Raw genomic sequence first — 25,608 nt, 5'->3', positions numbered from 1 at the left:
AGTTCTCTGCTTATCCGTCCATCACAGTCGGCCAATCGCAATCGGCGAGAGGGTGATCCGGCGCCACGCGGATCCGGTTCATGCCCGCTTCTGCAAACGTGCGGATTTGCACCTTTGCCTCGTCCAACGAGCGGGCGGTCAGTTCGCCGTCATAACCGCGTGCCCGTGCATCGGGCATGATATGCGGCAGGCCGGAGGCCAGCCGGGAGAAGAAACCCGCATACAGGGATGTGGCATCTGTCTCCCGCAATCCTGTCTCCACCGTCATTCCCGCCGCCGCCAGAATGGCCAGGCCGCGCCCGGAGACCTGCTCGAACCGGTCGCCGCACGCGATTACAGCGCGCTCGATTCCCGCCTGTATCAGCCCGTCCGCACAAGGCGGTGTTTGACCGTGATGGGCGCAGGGCTCCAGTGTGACGTAGGCTGTCGCACCGGCTGCTTCAGCACCGGCCGCGTCGAGCGCGACGCGTTCGGCATGGGGCCGGCCGCCATCTTGTGTTGCTCCGGTGGCAATGATCCGGCCGTCCCTGACGAGCACGCACCCGACCGCCGGGTTGGGTGCGGTCCGGCCTTGCTGGGCCCGTGCCAACGCCACGGCGAGGTCCATGTAGCGTGCGTCGTCGATCGCACTCATGCGCCCGGAAGTGGTGGCAGGGGCTTGGCGCGAACCGGATCAAGATATCGCGCAGACCGCAAGGTGATGCCGTCGTCTTCGAGGTCGATGAGGAGTGGATTTCCTGTCGGCACCTCGACTTCCATGATGTCCGGATCGGAGACCTTGAAAAGGAGTTTTACCAGGGCGCGCAAACTGTTGCCGTGAGCAGCCACGATCAGGGTCTCGCCGGCCGCAAGCCGGGGTTGGATCGACGAGGACCAGTATGGCTCGACCCGGTCCAGTGTTGACTTCAGGGATTCCGATGCCGGAAGGAGTTCGCGCGGCACATCGGCATAACGGTGATCATTGAGCGGATGGTAGGCGTGATCGGTGGCGACGGGCGGGGGCGGTGTGTCGAAGGAGCGGCGCCAGATTTTCACCTGTTCATCGCCATGCTTGGCCCGGGTTTCGTTTTTGTCGAGACCGGCAAGAGCGCCATAATGGCGTTCGTTCAGCCGCCAGGATTTGTCGACCGGTATCCACAGCCGATCCAGACCTTCCAGGGTGAAGTTGAGGGTCTTGATGGCACGCTTCAGCACAGACACAAAGGCGTGGGTGGGCTCGAAACCGGCCTTCGCCAGCAGCTCGCCGGACTGCCGCGCCTGGGCAACCCCTTCATCGGTCAGATCCACATCAACCCATCCGGTGAACCGGTTCTGGAGGTTCCATTCGCTCTGGCCGTGCCGGATAAGTGCGAGCTGCGGCATGTGGTCGTCTCCCGAGATTGCCCTGACACCGGCAGCGATAGCCCGCCAATTGCAGCAGGGCAAGGCGGCTGGGCCGCAAGACCGGGTGCCCCGAATTCGCTTAACCTTCACCATCAAGTTGTGGTATAAAGGGACTACAGGTTCCCGGGGCGAGCCTGGTTCAATCTCTTGAACCCATACCCAAGGCATGACTTATCCGTCCCGGTGAGCGGCGTCGGGATGTGCGGCCTTTACCCGTCCCCCAAAGGCCCGGTCACATCTTGCCGCACCAACCGCGCACGTCTCTTCCCCGGACGTGCGCGGTTCTGCTATTGGATCACCTCGAAAAGGGCACTCCGTCCTGACCGACTGCGAGGATAAGGCATGTCCGAAATCGATTCCGTGCAATCTGCCCGCCGCGTCATCGCCATCGAGCGTGAGGGCATGGATGCGCTTGAGAAATCGATTTCAACGGATTTCGCCAACACCGTGTCACGGCTGCGCGGGGTGAAGGGGCGGCTGATCTGTGCCGGGGTTGGAAAGTCCGGTCACGTTGCCAGAAAAATCGCGGCAACGCTCGCCTCGACGGGGACGCCGGCCTATTACGTCCACCCGACCGAGGCCAGCCATGGTGATCTGGGCATGATCGGCACCGATGATGCCGTGCTGGCGCTGTCGAAGTCCGGTGAAACAAGGGAATTGGGCGATCTGATTGCCTATTGCCGCCGTTTCGGGGTGCCGCTGATCGCCATGACCGCACAGCCGGACAGCAGTCTGGGCCGCGCCGGGGATTTCCTGCTCGCCATTCCGCAAGCGCCTGAAGCCTGCGGAGAAACGCGCGCGCCGACGACATCCACCACGCTGATGATGGCATTGGGCGATGCTCTGGCGGTTGCACTGCTCGAGGCCCGGGGCTTCACGGCAACCGATTTCAAGACATTCCATCCAGGCGGCGCGCTTGGCGCAGCGCTCGCCACCGTTCAGGACATCATGCATGCCGGAAACGCTGTGCCGTTGATCGGTACCGACGCGCAAATGAGCGAAGTGCTCATAGAGATGACAACCAAGAGCTTTGGTTGTGCCGGCATTGTGGGGGCGGACGGCAAGCTGGCGGGCATCATCACTGATGGCGATCTGCGTCGGCACATGGGGGCAGGTCTTTTCGACAAGCGGGCCGGCGACGTCATGACGGTCGGCCCACGCACCGGAAGCGCCAGCATGCTGGCGGCAGATGCCTTGCGGCTGATGACGGCTGGTACTCCGAAAATCACCCAGTTTTTCATTGTCGATGACGATGAACGCCCTGTTGGCATCCTGCATCTGCATGACTTGCTGCGTGTCGGGCTCAAATAGCGCCGCCATCATGCACACAAGTCTGGGCAGGCTCTGGCGAAATCCCGGCCCTCACGCTATCGTTGCCGCAAGGGACCGGACGGGTTTGATGTTGACCCGGCACAGGCACGCCTTGGGCGCCGGTTCGGGTGGGAGTGAGTATGAAAGAACCCCTGGCACTGCAGGTCCGGCAGCGTTTGCGGCCCTACATGGCGGCGCTGGCCGGGTTTTCCCTCGCGTCGAACCTACTGTTGCTGGTGTCTCCGCTCTACATGCTGCAGGTCTATGACCGTGTCCTGTCATCGGCCTCAACTGACACGCTGATCTGGCTATCGGTCCTGGCTGTATTCCTGTTGGGTGTGTACGGCGCGGCCGAGGCCGGCCGTCGCCGTGTCAGCGCGCTGGCCGGGCAGGAGCTTGATGCCTTGCTGGTGCCACTCGCCTTTGCCCGTTTCGAAACAGAATCCGGTGCGCCGCACCTGGCGCGTGATCTGGGTGCCATCCAGCGGGTGCAGACGGCGCTGCAATCCGGATCCCTTCTGCCATTTGCCGACCTGCCCTTCGCGCCGCTCTTCCTGGTGGTGCTGTTCCTGATCCATCCGGTGCTGGGAATGATCGGTCTGCTCGGCGCGGCGATTGTATTCGCCGTCGCCGTCACAGCGGAACTGACCACACGCCAGGCGGGGCAGTTCTCGCAAGGCGCACTGCGCAGTGCCGGGGATTTCGCAGCAGGTCTTGAGCGGCAGCGCTCGGCCATGGCTGCGATGGGGTTGGTGCCCGCCGCCTTTCGCCGTTGGCGGGCCAGTCAGAGCGCCGGGCAGAGCTTTTCCATGGATGCGGCCAAGGATGACGGGAAATTTTCGGCAATATCCAGATCGACCCGGCAGATCCTGCAAATCTGTGTGCTGGGCGGCGGCGCCGCCCTGGCCCTGAGCCAGGAAATTTCACCGGGTGCCATCGTCGCCTCGTCAATCATCCTCGCCCGCACGCTGGGACCGATCGACCAGATCGTTGGCGGCTGGCGCAATACCATTCAGACCTGGTCTGCCTGGAAAGGCCTGACCGAACGCCTCGAGGGGGCCGAGGCCGAGCCGCGTTTCACGCCGCTGCCACGACCGGCAGCCGAGTTGAAACTGGATCGGCTCTCGGTTGTCGTTCCAGGTGCGGAAGCACCGCAGATCCGTCCCTTCAGCTGGTCAGCATCCGGTGGCCAGTTGGTTGCGGTCACCGGCGGGAATGGGGCCGGCAAGACGACGCTCCTGCAGACGCTGGCCGGCGCCTGGCAGCCGGGATCCGGTGCCATGAGTCTGGGCGGCCGCAATCTGCATGACTGGCCGGGCCCGGATCGGGGACGTCATGTCGGCTATGTGCCGCAGGATGTCGAACTCCTGCCGGCCACGGTCGGCGAGAATATTGCCCGGCTTGGTGAGGCGGATGCTGACGCGATCATCGCCGCTGCGCGCGCGGCAGGTGCGCATGAAACCATCCTGTCGCTGCCCGACGGGTATGACACGCGAGTTGGTCCAGGTGGCACTCACCTGTCAGCCGGTCAACGCCAGATGATCGGTCTGGCGCGGGCCCTGTTCGGGGACCCGGTTCTGTTGCTGCTGGACGAACCGACTGCAAATCTCGATGCCGCAGCCGCACCCGGCCTCGTCAACGCCCTGCGTCAGGCCGCGGAACGCGGCGCGATCATTCTCGCGGCGACCCATGATCGCCGTGTGATCGAGCGCGCCAAGACCGTCCTGCTTGTCCGGAACGGGGACGTCATGGCGGCGCCTGCCGAGCAGTTTCTCAAGCTGGCGACCGGACCGGGCGCGGGCAGTCATGTCTCGGGTCGCGGGGGAGCTGCTTGATGGAGGGGTCTGGCGGAACTGTCAGTATCCTGCGTGACCGCTTTGTGCGCCGGTCGGCGCTGGTCTGTCTGATCGGTCTTGGTGGTTTCCTGGCCTGGGCCGGACTGGCACCGCTCGCCGAGGGCGTGCCCGCTGCGGGCCAGATCGTTGTCGAGAATGACCGGCAAGTGGTGCAGCATCTGGAAGGTGGCATCATCCACGAATTGTTGGTGCGGGACGGTGACCAGGTCACCGCCGGCGAGGCCCTGCTGACCCTGCAGGAAACCGCATCGCTCGCGGTGCGAGATGAGTTGCTGCAGGAAATTGCCACCCTGACGGGGTCCCAGCAGCGCCTCGCGGCCTTGCGGGAAGGGCTGGAGGAGCCTGACTTCTCGCCTCTGGACACGCTCGACCTGACGGTGGACCAGCGCCAGGCGGTCATGGCCCGGCAGAGCGACCTGTTCCGCCAGCAAATGCAATCCTTCCGGGCCGATATCGCGGTCCTGACAGCACGTCGCGATGGCGCTCGCTCGTCGCGGGATCTTCATGCCCAGCAGATTCGTGTGACCCAGCGTGTCATTGCGGCGGCTGAAGAACAGCTCAGCTTGTTGCGTGAACGCTATGAGCGGCAGATGGCGCGGCTTGATGAATTGCGTGGCATGGAACGGGATGTCGCCGCTCTGGAAGCCGATATTTCCCGGCTGCGGACCGATGCCCAGCAAGCGGCGACACTGGAACAGGATCTGGACGGACAAATTGCCCAGACCGAAGCTGCTTTCCTGCGACAGATATCCGCCGATCAACTCGAAGTGCGCAGTCAGCTCGAGCAGGCCGGAGAACGGATTGCAGCGGCGCAGGATGTGTTGAACCGGTCGGTTGTGGTCGCGCCCCTGTCCGGCGAAGTCCTCAATTTGCGGTTCGCCACACGGGGTGGTGTGGTCAGGCCCGGTGAGGCCATACTGGAAATTGTCCCGGCTGTTGGCGAAATGACGGCCTCTGTCCGCGTCCAGCCGGCCGACAGGGCAGCGGTGTATGAAGGACAGGCCGTGCGCACACGGCTGACCGCCTACAAGAGCTGGATGACGCCGCGCCTGGATGGCGAAGTGATCAGCGTCAGTGCGGATTTGAAAACCGACCAGAATACCGGCGTGTCCTATTATGAAGTTCGAATTCGCATCCCGGCAGACCAGGCTGCGCGCCTGGGCGAACTGGATGTCATTCCGGGGATGCCGGTCGAAGTTTTCATCTTCTCAGGCTCAAGTCGGACTACACTCGACTATCTGTTCGAGCCAATCAGCGAGTCGCTGTTTCGCGGCGCCCGGACCGGGTGATGGTGATGAAGTTCAATTGTGTTTCCCGTACGCGACCTCTCTCGATCGGGATCGTCCTGTGTGCTCTTGCGGGGCTGACGGGCCATGCGGCCGCTCAGCCGGATAGTTGCCTGTCGTTTGAGACCGCACTGCTGCTGGCTGCAGAGCGCGCGCCGGAAGTGGCCGGGGCGGCGGCGCGACAGGATGAGGCCGCTGCCGATTATCGGGAAGCCGAGTCGCTCAGGCTGCCGCAGGTTTCCACGTTCGGACGGACTGCATCCGGCGATAGCGGCCTGACCGGCAGCCAGATCGAAAATCAGGTCGGGGTCAGATTGTCCCAACGTCTCTACGACTTTGGTGATTCCCACTATGCGATGGCCGCTGCCAGCCGTTCGATAGATCAAAGGGCGCATGAATTGCGGACCCAGCAGATCGATGCATCCAGCCGGCTGGCTGATGCGTATCTGACGCATCTGGAGGCAGATGCCATGATCAATGTGATCGCCGAACGCCGTGACTATTTTGACCGCCAACGCGTTGCGGTCGAAGCCTTGCTGGAGACTGGCGGCGCCACCCGTGCTGATCGCGCCCAAATCGCGGCTCAATTGGCCGAGGCCGAGGCCGATGCGCTCGAGTTGAGCTTTATGAGAGAGCGGGCCGGTACGCGGATACGCGAATACACCGGCTACGCTCCCGGGGCCTTGTGTGATGCCAATGCGGTAGCCGATGATCTGGCACGGGCTCTTGATGGCGTGACGACAGTTCATGATGCGGTCGATCTGACGTTGACCCAAAATCCCGGCATAGCCGCGCAGGCTGAAGCGGTCCGGGTGCTTGATGCCCAGCGTGAGCGGGCGCGCCGCAGCCGGATGCCGGTCATCGAAGCGGTGGGTATCGCCTCGTATGTCTATGATGATTTCAGTGAAACCTGGGATGCCCGGGACCGGGTCGGGATCGATGTCTCGGTGCCCTTGTATACCGGCGACGCCTTGCGAGCGCGCAGCGACCGCGCGGTCGCCCGTCTGGAACAGGAAGAAAGCGGCTTGCGGTCATTGCAGCGACAATTGCGTGAGCAGGCGGAAATCGTCTTTCGCCGCTCCATGTCATTGCAGGCGCAACTGGTTCGTCGCGAGGCTGTCGCCCGTTCGCAGTTCGAGTATTTCGACGCAGTCTCCGGCGAATTTGACTATGGCCTGGGGACTTTGCCAGATCTGATCGATGCCAGGCTCGCCTATGAGCGTGCCGAACTCGACGTCATTGGAGCGCGTTTCTCGCTGCTCCGGCAGCGTCTCGAGTTGTTGGGGCTGACGGCACGCATGCCGCGCCCGCGGTCTGAAACAGAACGCGCTCACGAAGTGCCTTGACGCTTGCGCGGGTGCAGTGAACGGTGTCGAGGTGCAACCGGGTTCAATGCCGTGGTCGTCGGTCGAAGGGGTGACAGGCGGGCAGCATAACTCGGGTCTGTCTTATAGGGGGTGAAATCGGTACTCTGTGAGCATCGATTTCGGGAGAAATTGAGTACCGCATGTTTTCGGTTCGACCGTGTGCCGCATTGGCCGAATGTCGCTCGACGCCGTTGTAACGCCGTGTGGAAACAAGAAGATCGTCGGGAGAGATCAATCATGCCTGTTGTCAACAAGACCGAAAAAGCTTCAACCGTGCGCAATGCGCTCCTGACGACCGCCATGGCGACCGGCGGTGCTCTTTTGCTGGCCGGCGGTGCGCACGCCCAGGGTGAGGCTGCAGGGCCGCCGGACGGGTTTACCCCGCTGTCTGATCTCAGCGGTGTCTCGCGTGTTGATGTGGCCGCTGATGGTTCCATGCAATTGGTCATGTCCGATGGCCGGACTGTGTTGATCGCAGCCAATGATGTCGCGGTCGTTGATGGACTTTATTTCATCTCTGAAGCCGCAATCGAAGCGAACTCTCTGCTTGGCGCTTCGGCGGCTGCTGCCGGTGGCGGCGGAGGCGCGGCCATTCTCGGCGTACTGGGTGGCGCAGGCCTGCTCGGCGCGGCGGCGGGAGGCGGCGGCGGCGGAGGTTCCAGCCCCGCCCCGACACCAACGCCCAACACCAACCCGCCAGTATTCAGCTCGGCGACGACTGCAAGCGTGGACGAAAACACGACCGGAAGCGTTTATACGGCGACCGCCACGGATGCTGACGGCAATACCATTTCTTTCTCGATCAGCGGTGGCGCAGACTCTGGCGCATTCTCGATCAACAGTTCGACCGGCGCTCTGACATTCACCGCGACGCCCGATTTCGAAGCGCCGGCCGATGCTGATGGTGATAATGTCTATGAGGTCACCATCCGGGCCTCCGACGGCACCAACACCACAGACCAGACCGTCACGATCACCGTTGACGACGTGGATGAAGCTCCCAGCTTCACGTCGGGAGCCACGGCTTCGGTCGATGAAAACACGACGGGTACCGTTTACACGGCGGCTGCCACCGATCCGGAAGGCGCGGCGCTAACCTACACGTTGTCAGGCGCTGATGCGGCCCTTTTTGCCATTGATCCCGTGACCGGAGCCATCAGCTTCATCGCTGCACCTGACTTTGAGAGCCCGGCTGATGCCGATGGCGACAATGTCTACGAAGTCACGGTGACGGCGTCCGATGGAACTAATTCGACCGACCAGGCGGTCTCCATCACTGTTGATCCCGTGGATGAAGGCCCCGCGACGTTCTCTTCCGGTACCACCGCGAGCTTCGACGAGAACGCCACCGGCACCGTCTACACGGCCGTTGCGGCGGATCCGGACAACTCGACCATCATCTATTCGCTGGGGACGGCCGGAGATAGCGCGTTGTTCGCGATCGACAGCGCAACCGGCGCACTGACCTTCCTCGCGCCTCCGGATTTCGAGGCACCGGCTGACGGCGATACGGACAATGTCTACGACGTCACCGTGAGTGCCAGTGACGGGACCACAGTCACGACCCAAATTGTTCAGGTCACCGTCAATGATGTGAACGAGGCGCCGGTGGTGACCTCGGCGGCGACCGCCGGCACGTCAGAGAACAATTCGGGCGTGGTCTACACCGCGACGGCGACCGATCCGGAAGGCGCGGCCCTGTCCTATTCGCTGTCCGGCGCCGATGCTGCGCTGTTCACGATCAACGCTACCTCCGGTGAGGTCAGTTTCCTCGCGCCGCCCGATTTTGAAGTGCCGCTCGATGCCGACGGCAATAATGTTTACGAGATCACCGTCACCGCGTCTGATGGCAGCAATGTCGATACGCAGGCGGTTTCGATCACGGTCACCAATCAGGATGAGTTCGCTCCGGTCTTCACGTCGGCGACGGTCGATGCGGTTGATGAAGACTCGACCGGCAGTTTCTATACTGCCACCGCGACCGATGGCGATGGCGACACGCTCACCTATTCGATTGTGGCGGGCGGCGACGGCGCGCTGTTCACGATTGACAGCGCGACCGGAGAATTGAGCTTCATCGCCTCGCCGGACTTCGAGAATCCGACCGACGCGGATACCGACAATGTCTATGATCTCGCTCTGCAGGTCAGTGATGGAACGACCAATGTCACCCAGGCGCTGAGTGTCACCGTCAACAATGTGAACTCAGCACCGGTGATCTCTTCGTCGGGCACGGCAACATACACCGAAAACGACACGAGCGTGGCCTATACCATCGCGGCGACCGACGGAGACGGCGACGCGATCACCTATTCGATCACCGGCGCAGATGCAGCCTTGTTCACGGTAAACGCCGTAACCGGCGCGGTCAGCTTTGTGGCCTCACCTGACTTCGAGACGCCCGCCGATGCCAATGGGGACAATGTCTATGAGATCAATGTGCGTGCATCCGACGGTGTCCTGACCACGACGCAAGCCGTCAGCATCACGGTCGAGAACGAGAATGATGTGGCACCAGTGATTACCTCCGGCGCCACCGCGACAATCGCCGAGAACAGTGCTGCGGTGGTCTACACAGCGACGGCAACGGACGGCGATAGCGCCAGCCTGAGCTATTCAATCTCCGGTACCGATGCGGCGCTGTTCCAGATCAACAGCTCGACTGGCGCGGTATCATTCATAACCCCGGCGGACTTTGAAAATCCGGGCGATGCCGGTGCTGACAACGTCTATGATTTCACCGTCACCGTGTCTGATGGCGACTTTACGGACAGCCAGGCGGTCGCGGTTACCGTCACCGATGTTGATGAGTCTGGCGGCAGCGCGCCCGTCTTCTCGTCCGGGGCGAGCCAAACCGTTTCGGAAAATCAGACATCGGCTTATGTCGCGCGGGCTGTCGACCCCGACGGCGACACGGTCAGCTACTCGATCTCCGGGACCGATGCGGCATTGTTCGCCATCGATTCATCAACCGGTGAATTGCGTTTCCTCACAACCCCGGACTTCGAGAGCCCGACCGACAGCGGCAGTGACAATGTGTACGATGTCATTGTCACTGCATCCGATGGCAGCAATTCCAATGACCAGGCGGTCGCGATCACGGTCGGCGATGTAAGCAACGAGGCCGCTGATATTCCCGAAGGGGACACCACCCAGATCCAGATGGTCTCGGGCGGCGACTTTACTGGCACCCTCGAAGTGGCAGGTGATCGCGACTGGGTGGCCGTCACGCTGGAAGCGGGGCAGCGCTACCAATTCGACGCCTTTGGGTCCGGTGGAGCCGGTGTTGAGCTCGATGACACCTATATCCGCCTGTATGACGCATCGGGAACACTGATCGCCGAGAATGACGACATCACCCTTGGCGTGAATACGGATTCACGTCTCGGCTTCACCGCCACGACGTCGGGTACCTATTACGTTTCAGTCGGCGCCTGGGAGCCGGACAGCGGGGCAACCCTGTCCGGCCAGTACACCCTGCAGGTTCGCCACACGGACCCGCTGACCGCGTGGAATTACCAGGAAATCGGTGACTATCTCGATTCAAACGGCTTCGGTGGCCTGCAGTGGGACCGCTCCGCCGGCGACACGATCACGGTCAACATCACCGCTCTGACCGTGGCCGGCCAGACCCTGGCGCGTGCGGCCCTGCAATTGTGGGAAGACATTACGGGGATCAGTTTTACCGAGGTGGCAACGGGTGGCGAAATCACGTTTGACGATGATGAGGAAGGTGCCTTTGCAGGGCCCGACGCGACATCTGGCGGCTTCATCACCGCTGCCAGCGTCAATGTTGGTACAGCTTGGCTCGACACATATGGAACCAATATCGACGGCTATTCCTTCCAGACCTACATTCACGAGATCGGTCATGCCCTCGGCCTCGGCCACGGTGGCCCCTATGACGGCTCCGCCGATTATGCCGTGGACGCCATCTATCTGAACGATTCCTGGCAGGCCTCGGTGATGTCGTACTTCTCGCAGAACGAGAACACCTTCATCGATGCCGATTTTGGTTATGTCATCGGGCCGCAGGTTGCCGATATCATTGCGGTTCTGGACATGTATGGCGGTTCCACGTCAACGCGCGGCGGTGACACCACCTACGGCTATAACTCTACCGCCGGAAATGTGATCTTCGACGCAACCGCGCATTCGAACCCCGTCAGTTTCACAATCTTTGATACCGGCGGCACCGATACGATGGACTATTCCGGGTCGTCGGCGAACCAGACATTTGACCTGCGCGAGCAGGCTTATTCGGACCTGATGGGTCGTGAAGGCAATGTCGGTATCGCTCGCGGTACGGTCATTGAAAATGCCATTGGCGGCGCCGGCAATGACATCTTTATCGGCAATGATGCCAACAATGTCCTGACCGGCGGCGGCGGCGGGGACCGTTTCTATGCCTCCGGCGGCAGCGATGTTTTTGATGGCGGTAGCGGATCAGACACGGTTGTCTTCTCCGGTGCGTCCACCGATTACAGCCTGACGACAAACGGCTCCGGCAATACCGTTGTCACCGACAATCGCACCGGCGCACCGGACGGTGTCGTCGAGCTGATCAGTGTTGAAACCATCGTTTATGACGGCGGCACCAGCAATCCGGAATACTTCGGGGATCCGGACTTCGCCGGTCGAGAAGGTCTTGATCCTGACGACATGCCGGCGCTGGCACCCTTCAATCCCAACGAGTTCGACCCTGACGCCGATCGCCCGGTCATGGATGGTCTGCAAGATGGTGAGAAGGGGGATCGTTCCGAGCATGTCTATCCGCATCTCAGCGATGGTGATCTGGCCCTGCTGCTGAACCTGTCGGACTCAATCGGCGATTTCCGTGGCGAAGTCGGCCCGAACTTCTGGCGCAACGGTGAAGATGCCCGCGGTGATTTCCGTGACGCCATGCTCGAATGGCCTGTTGAATTGGAGGGGGCTCTCCAGGCAGACAAGGGGCATCCGGTTTTCGAGACGCTGACTGATCCGGCTGCCGCAGGTCTGCCGGTCAGCGAGGCCGCTGAAGCCGGAAATTATGGTCTCGAATTCTTCCAGGCCAACGCGTTCACCAACGTGTTCGACGCGCGTGATTTGCAGATGATGACCCTGTCGGATGATGCATCCGACGGCTGGGCCTGAGCTTGACGGGGAGGGTTCATCCCTCCCCGCCTTCCACCACACTCGGGATTTCCAACAATTCCATGTGCGACGGAGACTGTTGCGCCACCGGGGCTTGGGGCAAAACGATGCGGGATGCGTCGTTGTTGTCCATGCGGGCATTGCAATGCATCGACGAGCGAATTGATCGCCGACAAACAAGGTCGGGCAAACAAGGTCGGGTCGGGGAGGCCAGGGTTTGACGAGTTTCGTTACAGGAGCGGCGGGCTTCATCGGGTTTCACGCGGCGAGAGCGCAGCTCGAAGCCGGTGAAGACGTCGTCGGTATCGACAATCTCAATCCATACTATGATCCCAAGCTGAAGCAGGCGCGCCTGGACCAGTTGACGCGCTACCCGGGATTTCGCTTCGAGGCGATCGATCTGGCCGATCATGAGGCCGTCGCAGGCCTGGTTGCCGACGTGCGCCCGCAACGCATCCTGCATCTGGGCGCACAGGCTGGTGTGCGTTATTCGCTTGAGGCCCCCTTCGCGTATGCCCGGTCCAATCTGACCGGCCACCTTTCTGTGCTCGAGGCCGCCCGCGCCCTTGGAGACAGACTTGAACACCTGGTCTACGCGTCCTCCAGCTCGGTCTATGGCGAGCGGTCTGCGGTGCCATTCAAGGAGTGCGATGCTGCAGAGTCGCCAGCCTCTCTCTATGCGGCAACCAAACGGTCTGACGAACTGATGTCGGCGTCCTATTGCAGCCTCTATGGCATTCCGGCGACCGGCTTGCGCTTCTTTACGGTCTACGGCCCCTGGGGGCGGCCTGACATGGCCTATTGGCTGTTCGCTGACGCCATGCTGGCGGGGCGGCCCATCCAAGTGTTCAATAATGGCAATATGGAACGCGATTTCACCTATATCGACGACATCGTCGAGGCCTTGTCGCGGATCCTGGCGGACTCGCCGGCCCGAGGTCGTCATGCGATCTACAATATCGGCGGGTCTTCACCTGTCCGCCTGCTGGACATGATCGAAACGCTGGAAACAGAACTGGGTGTCGTCGCTGACAAGGTGATGCTGCCCATGCAGCCCGGTGATGTGACCCGAACCTTTGCCGACACATCGCGACTGGAAGCGGATTACGGTTTCAGGCCCTCGGTCGACCTGGCCACCGGCCTTGCCGGTTTCGCGACCTGGTTCGCAGGCTGGCGATCACGCTAGGCTCGCCGTTGGAGCAAAGCCGGTTCCCGGGGTGCGCCGGGAAAGGGCCGGCCTGCCCTGCTTGGGATACCGCGATGCGAATTCACGTCCGGCTGAATTCATCGATCAGGGCCTGGGCACCATCACCGAGGCTGGGATGGGCGCGGGCGTAGGCCATGGTCGCGCGCAGATAGCCGAGTTTGCTGCCGCAGTCATAGGACTGCCCCTCATACTCCACGGCATGGAAGTCCTGGGTCTCCATCAATCGCGCCATGGCGTCGGTCAATTGTATCTCGCCGCCAGCGCCGGCTGCCTGGTCGGCCAGGTATTCGAAAATCGATCCCTGCAGGATGTAGCGACCAGTGATCGAGAGATTGGACGGGGCAGCATCAACGGGCGGTTTTTCCACCATGCCGCGCATTCGGATGCGGTTACCGTCGCGCGATTGCGGATCAATGATTCCGTATTTGCTGACTTCCGCAGGCGGCACCTGTTCGACCGCGATCACATTGCCGCCGGTCTCGTCGAACACATTGATCATCTGGGCGAGGCAGCTGGGCTCGGCCTGGACGAGAACGTCCGGCAGCAGGATGGCAAAGGGATCATCGCCGATGATGTCGCGGGCGCACCAGATCGCATGGCCCAGGCCCAGCGGGGCCTGCTGCCGCACAAAACTCATCGAGCCTGGAGTGGGTTTGGACTGGGTTATCTCGGCAAGGAGGCCTTCCTCACCTTTCATTCTCAAGCTGGCCTCGAGCTCATAGGCAGTGTCAAAATGGTCCTCGATCGCAGCCTTGTTGCGACCCGTCACGAAGACGAAGTGCTCGATGCCGGCAGCAATGGCTTCATCGACGACATACTGGATCGCCGGGCGGTCGAAGACTGGAAGCATTTCCTTTGGGATGGACTTGGTGGCGGGAAGAACCCGGGTTCCAAAGCCGGCAACCGGCAGCACAGCTTTGCGGACGCGTGTCATGTATTTCCCCGTACTTAAGCAGCATCAACGCCTACCCGATCACTATGCGAGCGTCCAGCTCACCCATTCACTTCGGTTTTGCGGACAGGTCCTATATACCGAGCAAAGCAGGCAAATCGGGTGATGCCATGGGCAAGAAATACTTTGGAACCGACGGGGTGAGGGGGCAGACGAACAGCTTTCCTATGACGGCTGAAAATGCCCTGCGCTTGGGAATGGCGGCCGGCAGATATTTTGTCCGTCATACGGGGCGGCATTCGGTTGTGATCGGAAAAGACACGCGCCTTTCGGGATATATGATCGAGAGCGCACTGGTGGCCGGTTTCACATCGGTCGGCATGGATGTCTTCCAGTTTGGTCCCTTGCCCACGCCGGCGGTAGCGCTGATGACGCGCTCATTGAGGGCCGATCTTGGTGTCATGATAACGGCGTCTCATAATCCCTATCATGACAACGGCATGAAGCTGTTCGGCCCGGATGGCCGCAAGCTGGACGACAAGGCGGAGCTCGAGATCGAGGCCTTGATGGATGGATCGCTGGTAGACGGGCTGGCCGCGCCGTCGGACCTTGGCCGGGCCAAGCGGGTAGATGATGCCCAAGCGCGCTATGTCGAGATCGTCAAATCGTCCTTTCCGCGCGCCCAGCGTCTCTCAAATCTTCGCCTGGTTGTCGATTGCGCCAATGGCGCAGGCTACAAGGTCGCCCCGGCCGCCTTGTGGGAGCTGGGAGCTGACGTGATCCCGATCGGGGTGGAGCCGAACGGGTTCAACGTGAATGAGGAGTGCGGCTCGACCGCTCCAGCGCGTCTGTCCAAGGAAGTGATCAAGTACCGCGCCGATCTTGGTATTGCACTCGACGGGGATGGTGATCGGGTCGTGCTCTGCGACGAGAAGGGGCGGGTCATCGATGGCGATCAGATTCTCGGCCTTCTGGCAGGCCATTGGCAGGACATCGGTGAATTGCGGCATCCTGCGATCGTATCGACCGTAATGTCGAATCTCGGGCTGGAGCAGTATCTTGCTGGTCGCGGTATTGCTCTCGAGCGGACCCGTGTCGGGGATCGATATGTCTCTGAGCGTATGCGGGAAACAGGTATCAATCTCGGGGGCGAAGCCTCGGGCCATATCGTGATGCCCGACTATTCACCGACCGGCGATGGTCTGATTGCCGCATTGCAGGTCCTTCGCGTCTTGGGTGATAGCGGCAAGCGGGCGAGCGAGTTGCTCAAAGTGTTCAAGCCAGCTCCGCAACTTCTCGAGAATGTTCGCGTCCCCCGGGGTCGGAAACCGCTTGAGTCCGAGGCTGTCAAAGCGGCGATTGCCGAGGCCGAAGTCCGCATGGGGGTGGCTGGCCGACTGGTTGTGCGGGCTTCGGGCACCGAGCCTGTTGTGCGCGTTATGGCCGAAGGCGAGCAAAAGTTGATCCGCTCAGTTGTCGACGATGTCCGAGGCGCGATCGAGACAGTGGCCCAGGGCTAGGTCTCGCTTGTTGGACGCCGGAACGAGGTGCGGCAATCTCTTCTTGCGTTGGTTCGTACGGTCAGCGATACCCAACTGACCGTTACTGGAGTGGTGGATTATGCGCGTCGCAATGATTGGGACAGGCTATGTCGGGCTGGTATCCGGCGCTTGTTTCGCGGATTTCGGGCACGAGGTTACCTGCGTCGACAAGGACGCCGAAAAGGTTGAAACGCTCAAATCCGGCGGCATCCCGATCTATGAGCCGGGCCTTGATATGCTGGTCGCGCGCAACGCGCGCGAAGGGAGGCTTTCCTTCACACAGGACCTGGCCGAGGCCGTAAGGTCTGCAGACGCGGTATTCATTGCGGTGGGAACGCCTTCTCGTCGCGGCGATGGTTTTGCTGACCTCAGCTATGTCTACGCGGCTGCGAAGGAAATCGCCGGCGTCTTGGATGGCTATACGGTGGTCGTGACCAAATCGACCGTTCCGGTCGGAACCGGTGATGAGGTCGAGCGCATCATTCGCGAAACGCGTGCAGACGCGGACTTCTCGGTCGTCTCCAATCCTGAATTCCTGCGCGAAGGCGCGGCGATTGATGATTTCAAGCGTCCCGACCGTGTCGTCGTCGGTACCGATGATGACCGGGCCCGCGCCTCGATGAACGAGCTTTACCGTCCGCTCTTCCTCAACGAGACACCGATCGTGTTCACCTCGCGTCGCACGTCCGAGCTGATCAAATATGCGGCCAACGCCTTCCTGGCGATGAAGATCACCTTCATCAACGAGATTGCTGATCTGTGCGAAAAGGTTGGCGCGAATGTCCAGGAAGTTGCCAAGGGTGTCGGCCTCGACCAGCGTATCGGCGGCAAATTCCTGCACGCCGGTCCTGGCTATGGCGGGTCCTGTTTCCCGAAAGACACGTTGGCCCTGACCCGGACAGCCCAGGAAAATGATGCCCCGCTGCGCCTGATCGAGACTGTTGTCGAGGTCAATGATGCCCGCAAGCGTGCCATGGCGGACAAGGTCATTGCAGCCTGTGACGGGGACGTCAAAGGTAAGACGGTGGCTGTCCTCGGCGTGACCTTCAAGCCGAATACCGACGACATGCGCGATGCACCGAGCCTCGAGATCATTCCGGCGCTGCAAAGGGCCGGTGCGACTGTGCGTGCCTTTGATCCGGCCGGTACCGTTGAGGCGGAGAAGTTGTTCGACAATGTTGAATTCGTCTCCGGGCCCTATTTCTGCGCCGAAGGCGCGGATGTACTGGTGATCATCACCGAGTGGAATGAATTCCGCGCCCTTGACCTGAAACGTCTGAAATCGATGATGAAGGCGCCGGTCTTGGTCGACCTGCGTAATATCTACACGCTGGAAGAAGCCAATAATGCCGGTTTCGCCTATACCAGCGTCGGACGTCCCAACGGCTGATCAACAGCCCGCCGGGTACAGCCCGAAGGGCTGTGCGCGTCGCGAGATCCACCCTGCCTGTGAAACAAGAAGCGGTGTTCCCATGACGACCAAGCCCCATGCCAGCCTGAAGCCCAATTCCTGGGAGTTCGAGACCGAGGCCCTGATCAAGCCGACCGGCTTTAGGGAATATGATGCGCGCTGGTGGTTCGGCCATCCCGGTTCCGATAAGGCTCCCGATCTCAACCTGTACGGCGTGCAGGCGCTTGGGGCCGGTCTGGGCACGCTGATCCATGAACTCGGCGTGGCGCCGAAGATCGTCGTCGGCCATGACTTCCGAAGCTATTCGCTGAGCGTGAAACAGGCGCTGGAGGTCGGATTGATGTCGGCGGGCATCGAAGTGCATGATATCGGCCTGGCGCTCTCGCCCACCGCCTACTACGCACAGTTTGATCTCGACATTCCCTGCGTGGCGATGGTCACGGCGAGCCACAACTCGAATGGCTGGACCGGCGTCAAGATGGGGGCCAACCGTCCCTTGACCTTCGGTCCGGACGAGATGAGCCGGCTCAAGGAAATCGTCCTGTCCGGATCGGCGAAGACCCGCTCCGGTGGTGGCTATGTCCGTCAGGCTGGCGTTGCCGAACGTTATCTCGATGATGTCGCCAAAGACGTTGCGATCAAGCGTCCGCTGAAGGTCGTCGCTGCCTGCGGCAATGGCACGGCGGGGGCCTTTGCCCCGCAGGCGCTCAGGGCGATGGGCGTCGAGGTCGTCGAGATGGATTGTGAACTTGACCACACCTTCCCGCGCTACAATCCCAATCCTGAAGACATGAAGATGCTGCACGCCATGCGCGATGCCGTGCTCGAGCACGGCGCCGACGTCGGCCTTGGCTTTGATGGCGATGGTGACCGGTGCGGTGTGATCGACAATGAGGGCGAGGAAATCTTCGCCGACAAGATCGGGCTGATGCTCGCCCGCGATCTGGCGCCACTCCATCCCGGTGCCAGTTTTGTCGTCGACGTGAAGTCCACCGGCCTGTTTGCAATCGACCCAGTCCTGGCCGAGCACGGCTGCAAAACCGACTATTACAAGACCGGGCATTCTTACATCAAGCGGCGCTCGAAGGAGCTGGGCGCGCTGGCCGGCTTCGAGAAGTCGGGCCATTTCTTCCTGCAGCCGCCGATCGGCCGTGGCTATGATGACGGTCTGGTTGCCGCACGGGCCGTGTTGCAAATGCTGGAGCGTAATCCTGACAAGACCATGGCCGACCTTCGCCGCGACCTGCCGATGAGCTACGGGTCGCCGACCATGTCACCGGCCTGCGCGGACGAAGAAAAATATGGCGTGGTTGAGAAGATTGTCGAACGCTTCCAGGCACGCAAGACCAATGGCGAGGCTGTCGCCGGGCGTGCGATCACTGATGTGAACACGGTCAACGGCGTCCGTTTCTCCCTGGAGGGCGGCGCTTGGGGTCTGGTACGGGCCAGTTCGAACACGCCCAACCTTGTGGTTGTGGTTGAGAGCCCAAATAGCCATGAGGAAGTGGTGTCCGTGTTCCAGGCAATCGAAACGGTGTTGGCCGGTTGCCCGGAAGTGGGTGAGTTCGATCAAAAACTTTGACGAGCGACATTGGGTTTAACCGGAATCCAACACAGGTTTGCGCCCACTGCTGTGAGTTCTCATAAGGTTGTTCGCCCGGGCTGAAGCCTTGAGACTGGTTGTTGCGACACGACCAGAGGAAAGGAACGCCCAGATGAACAGGCACAGGAATGCCAGAACCACGCCCTATTCGCGAGCCTTGATTGTACAGCGCCATGCTGCAGGTGTGACGGTCGCGACCATTGCAGGCGCCTTCGGGATCTCGATCCGGACTGTCTACAAATGGCTGGCGCGATACCGCATGGGTGGCGATGCGGGTCTGGACACCGCGTCAAGAGCGCCGCACCGGCCATCCCGGCGGATCGGTGAGTGGTGGCGATACGCCGCCGCCCGGCTTCGCCTCGATTACCGCATGACGGCCGCCGAGATCGCCGACCGCCTGCGCTTGGCCTGCACCACCGTGGCGCGCTGGCTTAAGGCCATGGGAATTGGGCGGCTATCTGTCCTGGAGCCGAAGCCGCCCATCATCCGCTATCAGCGCGAGCGGCCGGGCGAGTTTCTCCACCTGGACATCAAGTCATTGGGCCGCTTCAACAAACCCGGCCATCGCGTGACCGGCGTGCGCAAGGGTAACCGCAACCCTGGTGCCGGCTGGGACTGTGTCCATGTCGCCACCGATGCCGCCACACGCCTAGCCTATGTCGAGTCCTGGTCGACCAGAAACGCGGCACCACGACTGCCTTTCTGGTACGCGCCCTGCGCTGGTCCAAAATCCACGGCATCACCGTCGAACGCGTCATGAACGACAATGGCAGCCCCTACGTCTCGCGCCTCTTCGCCAAGGCACTGCGCTGGCTGAACATCCGCCACATCCGCACCCGGCCCTACACACCCCGCACCAATGGCAAGGCCGAACGCTTCATCCAGACCCTGCTCAGAGAACGGGCCTACGCCATCCCTTACCGATCATCCGACAGCCGTAACGCCGACCTCGTGCGATACTTGGACTGGTACAACGCCAACCGACCGCACTATGCTCTGGCCAGGCAACCGCAAGCCATAGGCTCAACGCCCTGCTTAGCGACGTCTTGAGAAACGACATCTCGTTCATTTCGAAAGTCTGAGCCTTTCATAGTCCATGGTTTGAGGTCTGGCGAGCGAGGCGGGAGCGGAGCCCCCGCGTAGCTCGAGCGACCGGCACGCTGCGGGGGGGGGGGGGCGTCAGCCCGCCCAAGGATGAGTGGGGCCGGTGGTGGTTGTAGTCATGCCGCCAACGCGCCAGCACCTTGCGGGCATGGGCGAGGCTGTCGAACACCTAGTCGGTGAGGCATTCATCGCGCAGTTTTCCATTGAACAGACTCTACGAAGCCGTTCTGCTGCGAGGCGCGATGTAGTGCCAGGCGATGCCGCTCTGCTTCTGCCATTACAGGGTCGCCCGGCTGGTAAACTCCGTCCCGTTGTCGGACACGATGGTCTCCGGCTTGCCACAGAGCCGGATGCAGCGATCTAGCTCACGGGCCACGCGGGCGCCTGACAAGGACGTATCCGCCACCAGCGCCAAGCACTCGCGCGTGTAGTCGTCGCTTACATGAGTATGGGGAGCGCCGCGCCGGGCCGAACACGTCCGCCACAAAGTCCAGGCCCCAGCGCTTGGTCGGCCCGTATGGCACAGGCATCGGCTCTCGTGTACCCGTGGCCCGCTTACGGCCGCGCCTGCGCTTCACCGCCAAGCCCTCTTCCTTGTAGAGCCGTCGCAGCTTCTTGTGGTTCATGGTGAGGCCCCCACGTTCCAGTATCAGCCCGATCCGACGATAGCCGACGCACCGCCGCGACCTCACGCAGGCGCGTGCGCATCTCCGCATTGTCGGGCACGGCTTCTCGTCGCACCGCCTTCGGATCGACGCTGACCGGTCGGCGGGCGCGGCGTTGGGAGATGTCATAGGTCTCAATCACCCCAACCGCCGCGTCCCGCTTCATCCGGGGCATCGTCAGGGCGTTCTCAGCAGATCTTTCAGGATCGACACATCCAGCATGCTGTCGGCCAGCAGCTTCTTGAGCCGGGCGTTCTCGGTCTCCAGCACCTTCAGCCACCGGGCATCAGACCCGTCCATCCCGCCGAACTTGGCCTTCCACTTGTAAAACGTCGCCGAGCTGATCCGTGACGTCGGCACACCTCAGCCGTCGACATGTAACGCTCCTGTTCCGCCAGGGTCGCGATGATCTGCTCTTCTGAAAATTTACTCTTGTGCATCGTCTGTCTCCGTAACGACAGACTCTCGATTCAAATGCGGGACCAAATGGGGCTCAGGTCACAACACAGCGCGCCCGCATTATGGCCTCGACAGGCAGCCGCCAGCCAAGCAGCTCAGCATCCTGCTGAACAATGTCTTGAGAAATGAAAGTTAGGTCTGCTGCGAAATAGCCTGTAACCTTTCAATCATTATTCGGCCGACGATTTTGGGTGAGTATTGCGTGCGTGCAAGACTCTGGGCGGCTTTTCCCAATCGTTCCGAAAACAATATATCGTTGCTCAAAGTTACAAGCGCCTCAGCAGCAGCGGACACATCTGCATCAGCCCACACCTGACCTTCAGGGAAGGGGTAGTCTTGTTTCCCGACTTCTATAAGCGTGTAAGGAATGGGTATGCCAACCCTACTGTCGAGGAAATCCATTGAGCCGGAATAGTCAGTAGCGATAACCGGCTTCCCCTTGGCCATGCATTCAAGAATATTTAGTCCAAATCCCTCTGATCGGTGAAGGGACATGAATGTGTCACTGGCCCACTGAAGCTCATCGATTTCCTCCCTGCTCATTACGCCGTCAATAATAATCACGCCTTCAATGGCTTCAGCCTGTTGCAAGAATTGCCGGCGCTGCTGAGGGGACGGGGAGTTGCCGTGGACCTTGAGCACAAGGCGAAGCTTATCATTGACTCGCCGCGCTTTCTGAAAAGCGGAAAGGGCGGCTTCAGGGTTCTTGCGGGCCAAGTAGGAATTGAAGTCAAAACAGACGAGCACTACAAATTCGTCATCTGCAAATCCAAGTTTGTCGCGCATCCGGGAGCGCGCATCTGGAGATTGGTCCAATGTCACCTGGACGGGGTGAGGGACCACGTATACTGGGCAGTCTACAGCATCCCGAATAGCTTTGGCCGTGAACTCGCTAGGAGTCCAGATTTCATCCAAGCGTTCTGCCGCGGGTGTCCATACGGCAGGGAACTTGGACAATTCCCAGGCCCAGTATGCAACTTTATAACTACCTGCGAGATGCTCATCGAACGCGAGTGCGTCGAGGATGTGCGGCGTCTGGTCTGCATTGATGTGAAAAAGTCTAACTGGTTTCCCACTCGCTCCAGCCACTTGAGCATTGTCATATTCGACATTGTTTGCAAACCCTCCCAAGGCCAGTATGGAATGCGCCTCAGCGGTATAACCGGCCTGCTGGAGTGCGGTGTGCGCTTGTCTCGCGCCTTCTCCGACACCGCTTTCAGTTCCAAAATTGCCATAGATGGCGACACCATCGTCCTCTCGTCGGATTTTCTGCTTTGGCTTCTGGCTAATAGTCGAAGCATAGGGAGACGTTGAAATGGCAGCTCGGAGCCAACGCTTGACCGGTCTGGTCAGGCCATTTGGTAATCGTTGGGCGACAAAGCGAAGATGCGAAGCGATCATGATGAGTCGCCGAGCAATCCTGTGTTTAAGTCCTGGCGCCTCAGCTGTCGGCTGCAATTGATTGGCAAATTGAAGGGCGTCCCGAGCGGGTTGAAGTAGGGCGTCAGAAATCCCAACCTCTCGAATTCCGCTTGAAAGTACCCATTCGGCCAGACGGGTTCGCCCATTTGCTGTATCAACGTCGAAGGCCTTTCGAAGGTCCTCGCGACTTTTCCAAAGGGCGTGGACATATCGAGTTGGGAACGCTGGGCCCTCAAGGCGCGCGGGCTGATTTGCGAGTCTGATCAGTTCTTTGCCTGATAAGGTCGTGTTTCTCCGAGGGAGCGGATGCTGCTCCGCGTAGACCCGACGCAAGGGCGAGTCGAGCGTAATGCCGTCGCGTTGGTCAAAGGCATAAGATATTGCGCTCCATGCCTCGTTGCCATTGTCCTTCAAGCGCTTGAGATAATTATCGAAGATCGGCTTGAGATCCCCGATGTTTTCGGGTGTGAAGCGGTTCTGGTGCTTGGAAAAGACGCTGGCATCTTTGGGGGCGACACCGCTGAAATGGACAAATCTGAGCGGTTGCTCATTGACTTCGTAGGATCGGTTCGACGCTTTAACGTGACGGTGTGTCAGATTCCAATAGGCGACATTGTAACCCGCGTGCCGCAGTATGTGGGTATTTTCAATGTAGCAAGGAGCGAGATCCATGAATTTCTGGTCGACAAACAGACCGTTTTCAAGATCGACGACACATTTGGTCTCTAACTGCGTTTCCCACCATTTGAGAAAATTTGAGACATTGATTGAGCGGCGCATCGCAACGAAGCCCAGGTTGTAGACCCCTGTCCTTAAGAGGCGGACATCGTTCGGATCGCCGCCATCATCTAAGGGTGCGAGGGCGTGGGGTGTCAGCACGCATTCGACTCCGTCGTCCAATCGAGTGCTGAGTTCAATCAAGGGCGAAATGACAAAAATATCCGGGTCAAGATAAACGACGCGCTCAAAGCCTCGGTCCTCCATGAGATATCGTATCATTCTGGGCTTGATCGCCGTGTTGAGCTCCATCACGGAGTAGCGCGTAATCATGTCGTCAAAGGTCGGAAGGCCGATATTCGAAGCTGGTATGACCTCAAACTCGACGTCGCCGACATACTGTCCGGAAGGCCATTCATCTGCCATACCGATGACAAATTTCGCTTTAGGATTCGCCTGGACAAGCGATCTGCCGAGCGTTAGGGCATACGCCATGTAATTGCGCGAACAAATTGTGAAATAGACTAGATTTTCCATATTCACTCCGAGCTTGTCCTGCCACATTCCTGGTTCCTTCGGGGCGTCAGGATTTGAAAAAAGGACTTCTAACACGCGGTCATGTAATTGAAAGCGTTCGCACTGCGGCATTCTGGGTGTCTCTTCTTGCCACCATCAAAGACCGCCTGTAACACGGGCGCTGGATATAGAGAGGATGGGATCCCCCATGTACGCGTTGGCGGACTTCAAGAGTGCACTGAGTGGTCTGGACCGCTGGGCGTATTTAGGTGTGAAGCGGCTGCAGATAGAGTATCGCCGACCACTCATTGGTAGCCTTTGGATTGTGCTCGGTTTCGCGACATCCGCTATTGGGATTGGTGTTCTTCTATCGAGTCTTCTCGGTGTTCCGGCATCGCAACACGTCCCTTATGTCGCGTTCGGTTTCGCGGTCTGGAACTTTATCAGTACCAGTGTGGTAGCTGGTTGTAGTGTGTTGGTCGCCAACCGGTCGATGTTGTTGCAGATGCGTGCGCCAAGAACAGCATTTGTTTTGGTGCATGTCGTGAGAAATGGCGTGCTGCTGCTGCTCTGCCTCATCACCGCGAGCTTTATCTCCTTGGCGTTCGGCTGGCGACCGACGCTTGAAGTCTTCGCGGCTCTACCGGGACTTGTGCTCGTAATTGCGACGGCCGTTTGCACCACCACCGTTTTTGGACTAGTCGCGGCACGAATGCCGGATTTCACGGAAATTGTGGGTTCGGTCATGCGTCTTTCGTTTTTCTTCACGCCGATCATCTGGATTCCCGACCGGAGATCAAATCATTTGGAGAGTGCAGGGTTCGGGGAGGGTTTTCTCTACTATGTTTATACCTACAATCCCTTTACTTATTTCTTGAATATTGTTCGCCAACCCATATTGGGTGAGCCGACTGCTGCGACAGACTGGATCGTGGCGTCCAGTATTTGTTGTGTTATGATGGTTGCATCAATTTGCACCTTGCAGGCCTATGGCCGTCGCATCACCTATTGGTTATAAAAATGTCGGTAGCTCCCTTTATCAAAGTCGACGACCTCCACATCCGGTACACCAATTCGTCGAAATCGGGGGATAGTAGCTGGGCGCTTCAAGGGGTGAGTTTTGAGGTCACACAGGGTGATCGGCTCGGCATATTGGGGCGTAACGGGTCGGGAAAGAGCACGCTTTTGCGTACTTTGGCGGGCATTTATCTGCCGGAGCGGGGCCAGGTCGAAGTGGTTGGGGATGTGGCTTCAATTTTCAATGCTTCATTGGGCTTTGTTCCAGAAGCCACGGGGTGGGAGAACATCTTCCTACGTGGCGCTGTCATGGGTCTAAGCCTCAAAGAGGCTGGCTCTCTTGCGCCGTCTATCATTGAATTCGCGCAATTGGGCGACTGGATACACGAGCCACTCTCTCGCTATTCGAGCGGGATGGCATTGCGCTTGGCGTTTGCGATTACAACCGCTGTAAGCGCCGATGTGCTTCTCATGGATGAGTGGCTTGGCGCTGGTGATGCGGAATTTATCCGAAAGGCGCGAGTGCGAATGCGGGAAGTCGTTGAACAATCCGGATTGTTGGTGCTTGCAACGCATAACCTCCAGCTGATGCGTAATATCTGTAACAAGGCCATGATCATCGACGCGGGTAAAATTGTCTCGCTTGGTGAGATAGATGATGTCGTTGCCGCTTATCGAAAGATGCTTGAAGATAAAATAGTGGCAGGCGGAGTATGAG

At 60.1% G+C, this 25,608-nt stretch carries 17 protein-coding genes and 1 pseudogene; 13 read left to right on the top strand and 5 right to left on the bottom strand.

Annotated elements, in window-relative coordinates; translation table 11 throughout:
* Positions 1-10 precede the first annotated feature (10 nt).
* Both ribD and gpmA read right to left on the bottom strand, forming a co-directional pair.
* Entirely contained in the window at positions 11-634 is a 624-nt protein-coding gene (gene ribD, locus MMAR10_RS12910; RefSeq protein WP_011644429.1) for a bifunctional diaminohydroxyphosphoribosylaminopyrimidine deaminase/5-amino-6-(5-phosphoribosylamino)uracil reductase RibD, read from the bottom strand.
* Positions 631-1,362: a 2,3-diphosphoglycerate-dependent phosphoglycerate mutase gene (gene gpmA, locus MMAR10_RS12905; protein ID WP_011644428.1), complete on the bottom strand. Its 732-nt coding sequence runs from the start codon at positions 1,360-1,362 to the stop codon at positions 631-633. Before gpmA ends, ribD begins: the two co-directional genes overlap by 4 nt.
* Before the next feature lie 363 nt (positions 1,363-1,725).
* Between gpmA and MMAR10_RS12900 the strand changes: the two genes are divergently transcribed.
* The 6 genes from MMAR10_RS12900 (at position 1,726) to MMAR10_RS12870 (ending at position 13,522) form a co-directional block, all read left to right on the top strand.
* Complete coding sequence (locus tag MMAR10_RS12900; protein WP_011644427.1) at positions 1,726-2,694, top strand: KpsF/GutQ family sugar-phosphate isomerase; 969 nt, start codon at positions 1,726-1,728, stop codon at positions 2,692-2,694.
* A 140-nt stretch (positions 2,695-2,834) separates the two neighbouring features.
* Positions 2,835-4,529, top strand: coding sequence for a type I secretion system permease/ATPase (locus MMAR10_RS12895; protein WP_011644426.1), 1,695 nt, complete (start codon positions 2,835-2,837; stop codon positions 4,527-4,529).
* Positions 4,529-5,839 (top strand): HlyD family type I secretion periplasmic adaptor subunit, encoded by a 1,311-nt coding sequence (locus tag MMAR10_RS12890; RefSeq protein ID WP_011644425.1) that lies wholly within the window; start codon positions 4,529-4,531, stop codon positions 5,837-5,839. Before MMAR10_RS12895 ends, MMAR10_RS12890 begins: the two co-directional genes overlap by 1 nt.
* 5 nt (positions 5,840-5,844) lie before the next feature.
* Positions 5,845-7,182, top strand: coding sequence for a TolC family protein (locus tag MMAR10_RS12885; RefSeq protein WP_011644424.1), 1,338 nt, complete (start codon positions 5,845-5,847; stop codon positions 7,180-7,182).
* Positions 7,183-7,440: 258 nt separating this feature from the next.
* On the top strand, positions 7,441-12,336 hold the full coding sequence (locus MMAR10_RS16435) for a cadherin domain-containing protein (protein ID WP_011644423.1): 4,896 nt from the start codon (positions 7,441-7,443) through the stop codon (positions 12,334-12,336).
* Between the two features lie 217 nt (positions 12,337-12,553).
* Positions 12,554-13,522 (top strand): NAD-dependent epimerase/dehydratase family protein, encoded by a 969-nt coding sequence (locus MMAR10_RS12870; RefSeq protein ID WP_011644422.1) that lies wholly within the window; start codon positions 12,554-12,556, stop codon positions 13,520-13,522.
* Between the two features lie 82 nt (positions 13,523-13,604).
* Here the strand turns inward: MMAR10_RS12870 and galU are convergent, their stop codons facing one another.
* Entirely contained in the window at positions 13,605-14,477 is an 873-nt protein-coding gene (gene galU, locus MMAR10_RS12865) for a UTP--glucose-1-phosphate uridylyltransferase GalU (RefSeq protein WP_011644421.1), read from the bottom strand.
* Between the two features lie 128 nt (positions 14,478-14,605).
* Between galU and glmM the strand changes: the two genes are divergently transcribed.
* The 5 genes from glmM (at position 14,606) to MMAR10_RS17105 (ending at position 20,040) form a co-directional block, all read left to right on the top strand.
* Complete coding sequence (glmM, locus tag MMAR10_RS12860; protein ID WP_011644420.1) at positions 14,606-15,955, top strand: phosphoglucosamine mutase; 1,350 nt, start codon at positions 14,606-14,608, stop codon at positions 15,953-15,955.
* A 100-nt stretch (positions 15,956-16,055) separates the two neighbouring features.
* Positions 16,056-17,366 carry a UDP-glucose dehydrogenase family protein gene (locus MMAR10_RS12855; RefSeq protein WP_011644419.1) on the top strand — a complete coding sequence of 437 codons (1,311 nt, stop codon included), beginning with the start codon at positions 16,056-16,058 and terminating at the stop codon, positions 17,364-17,366.
* A gap of 82 nt (positions 17,367-17,448) precedes the next feature.
* Positions 17,449-18,969: a phosphomannomutase/phosphoglucomutase gene (locus MMAR10_RS12850; protein WP_011644418.1), complete on the top strand. Its 1,521-nt coding sequence runs from the start codon at positions 17,449-17,451 to the stop codon at positions 18,967-18,969.
* 133 nt (positions 18,970-19,102) lie between these two features.
* Entirely contained in the window at positions 19,103-19,750 is a 648-nt protein-coding gene (locus tag MMAR10_RS12845) for a helix-turn-helix domain-containing protein (protein WP_190273926.1), read from the top strand.
* The gene (locus tag MMAR10_RS17105) at positions 19,747-20,040 is read left to right on the top strand and encodes an integrase core domain-containing protein (RefSeq protein WP_324602944.1); all 294 of its coding nucleotides are present in this window, start codon (positions 19,747-19,749) and stop codon (positions 20,038-20,040) included. The genes MMAR10_RS12845 and MMAR10_RS17105 overlap by 4 nt, the downstream gene beginning before the upstream one ends.
* 15 nt (positions 20,041-20,055) lie before the next feature.
* On the opposite strand, the pseudogene MMAR10_RS16770 reads toward MMAR10_RS17105, so the two are convergent.
* Positions 20,056-21,199: pseudogene (locus MMAR10_RS16770) on the bottom strand (IS3 family transposase).
* A 151-nt stretch (positions 21,200-21,350) separates the two neighbouring features.
* Positions 21,351-23,921 carry a glycosyltransferase gene (locus MMAR10_RS16430; RefSeq protein ID WP_011644417.1) on the bottom strand — a complete coding sequence of 857 codons (2,571 nt, stop codon included), beginning with the start codon at positions 23,919-23,921 and terminating at the stop codon, positions 21,351-21,353.
* Positions 23,922-24,081: 160 nt separating this feature from the next.
* On the opposite strand from MMAR10_RS16430, the gene MMAR10_RS12830 reads away from it, so the two are divergent.
* On the top strand, positions 24,082-24,891 hold the full coding sequence (locus tag MMAR10_RS12830) for an ABC transporter permease (protein ID WP_041637005.1): 810 nt from the start codon (positions 24,082-24,084) through the stop codon (positions 24,889-24,891).
* 2 nt (positions 24,892-24,893) lie between these two features.
* Positions 24,894-25,607, top strand: coding sequence for an ABC transporter ATP-binding protein (locus MMAR10_RS12825; RefSeq protein ID WP_011644415.1), 714 nt, complete (start codon positions 24,894-24,896; stop codon positions 25,605-25,607).
* Position 25,608 lies beyond the last annotated feature (1 nt).

This window comes from Maricaulis maris MCS10 (genome assembly GCF_000014745.1).
GTDB classification, from domain to species: domain Bacteria; phylum Pseudomonadota; class Alphaproteobacteria; order Caulobacterales; family Maricaulaceae; genus Maricaulis; species Maricaulis maris_A.
The sequence above is the reverse complement of the archived record's forward strand: the minus strand, read 5'-3'. Positions and strand labels throughout refer to the sequence as shown.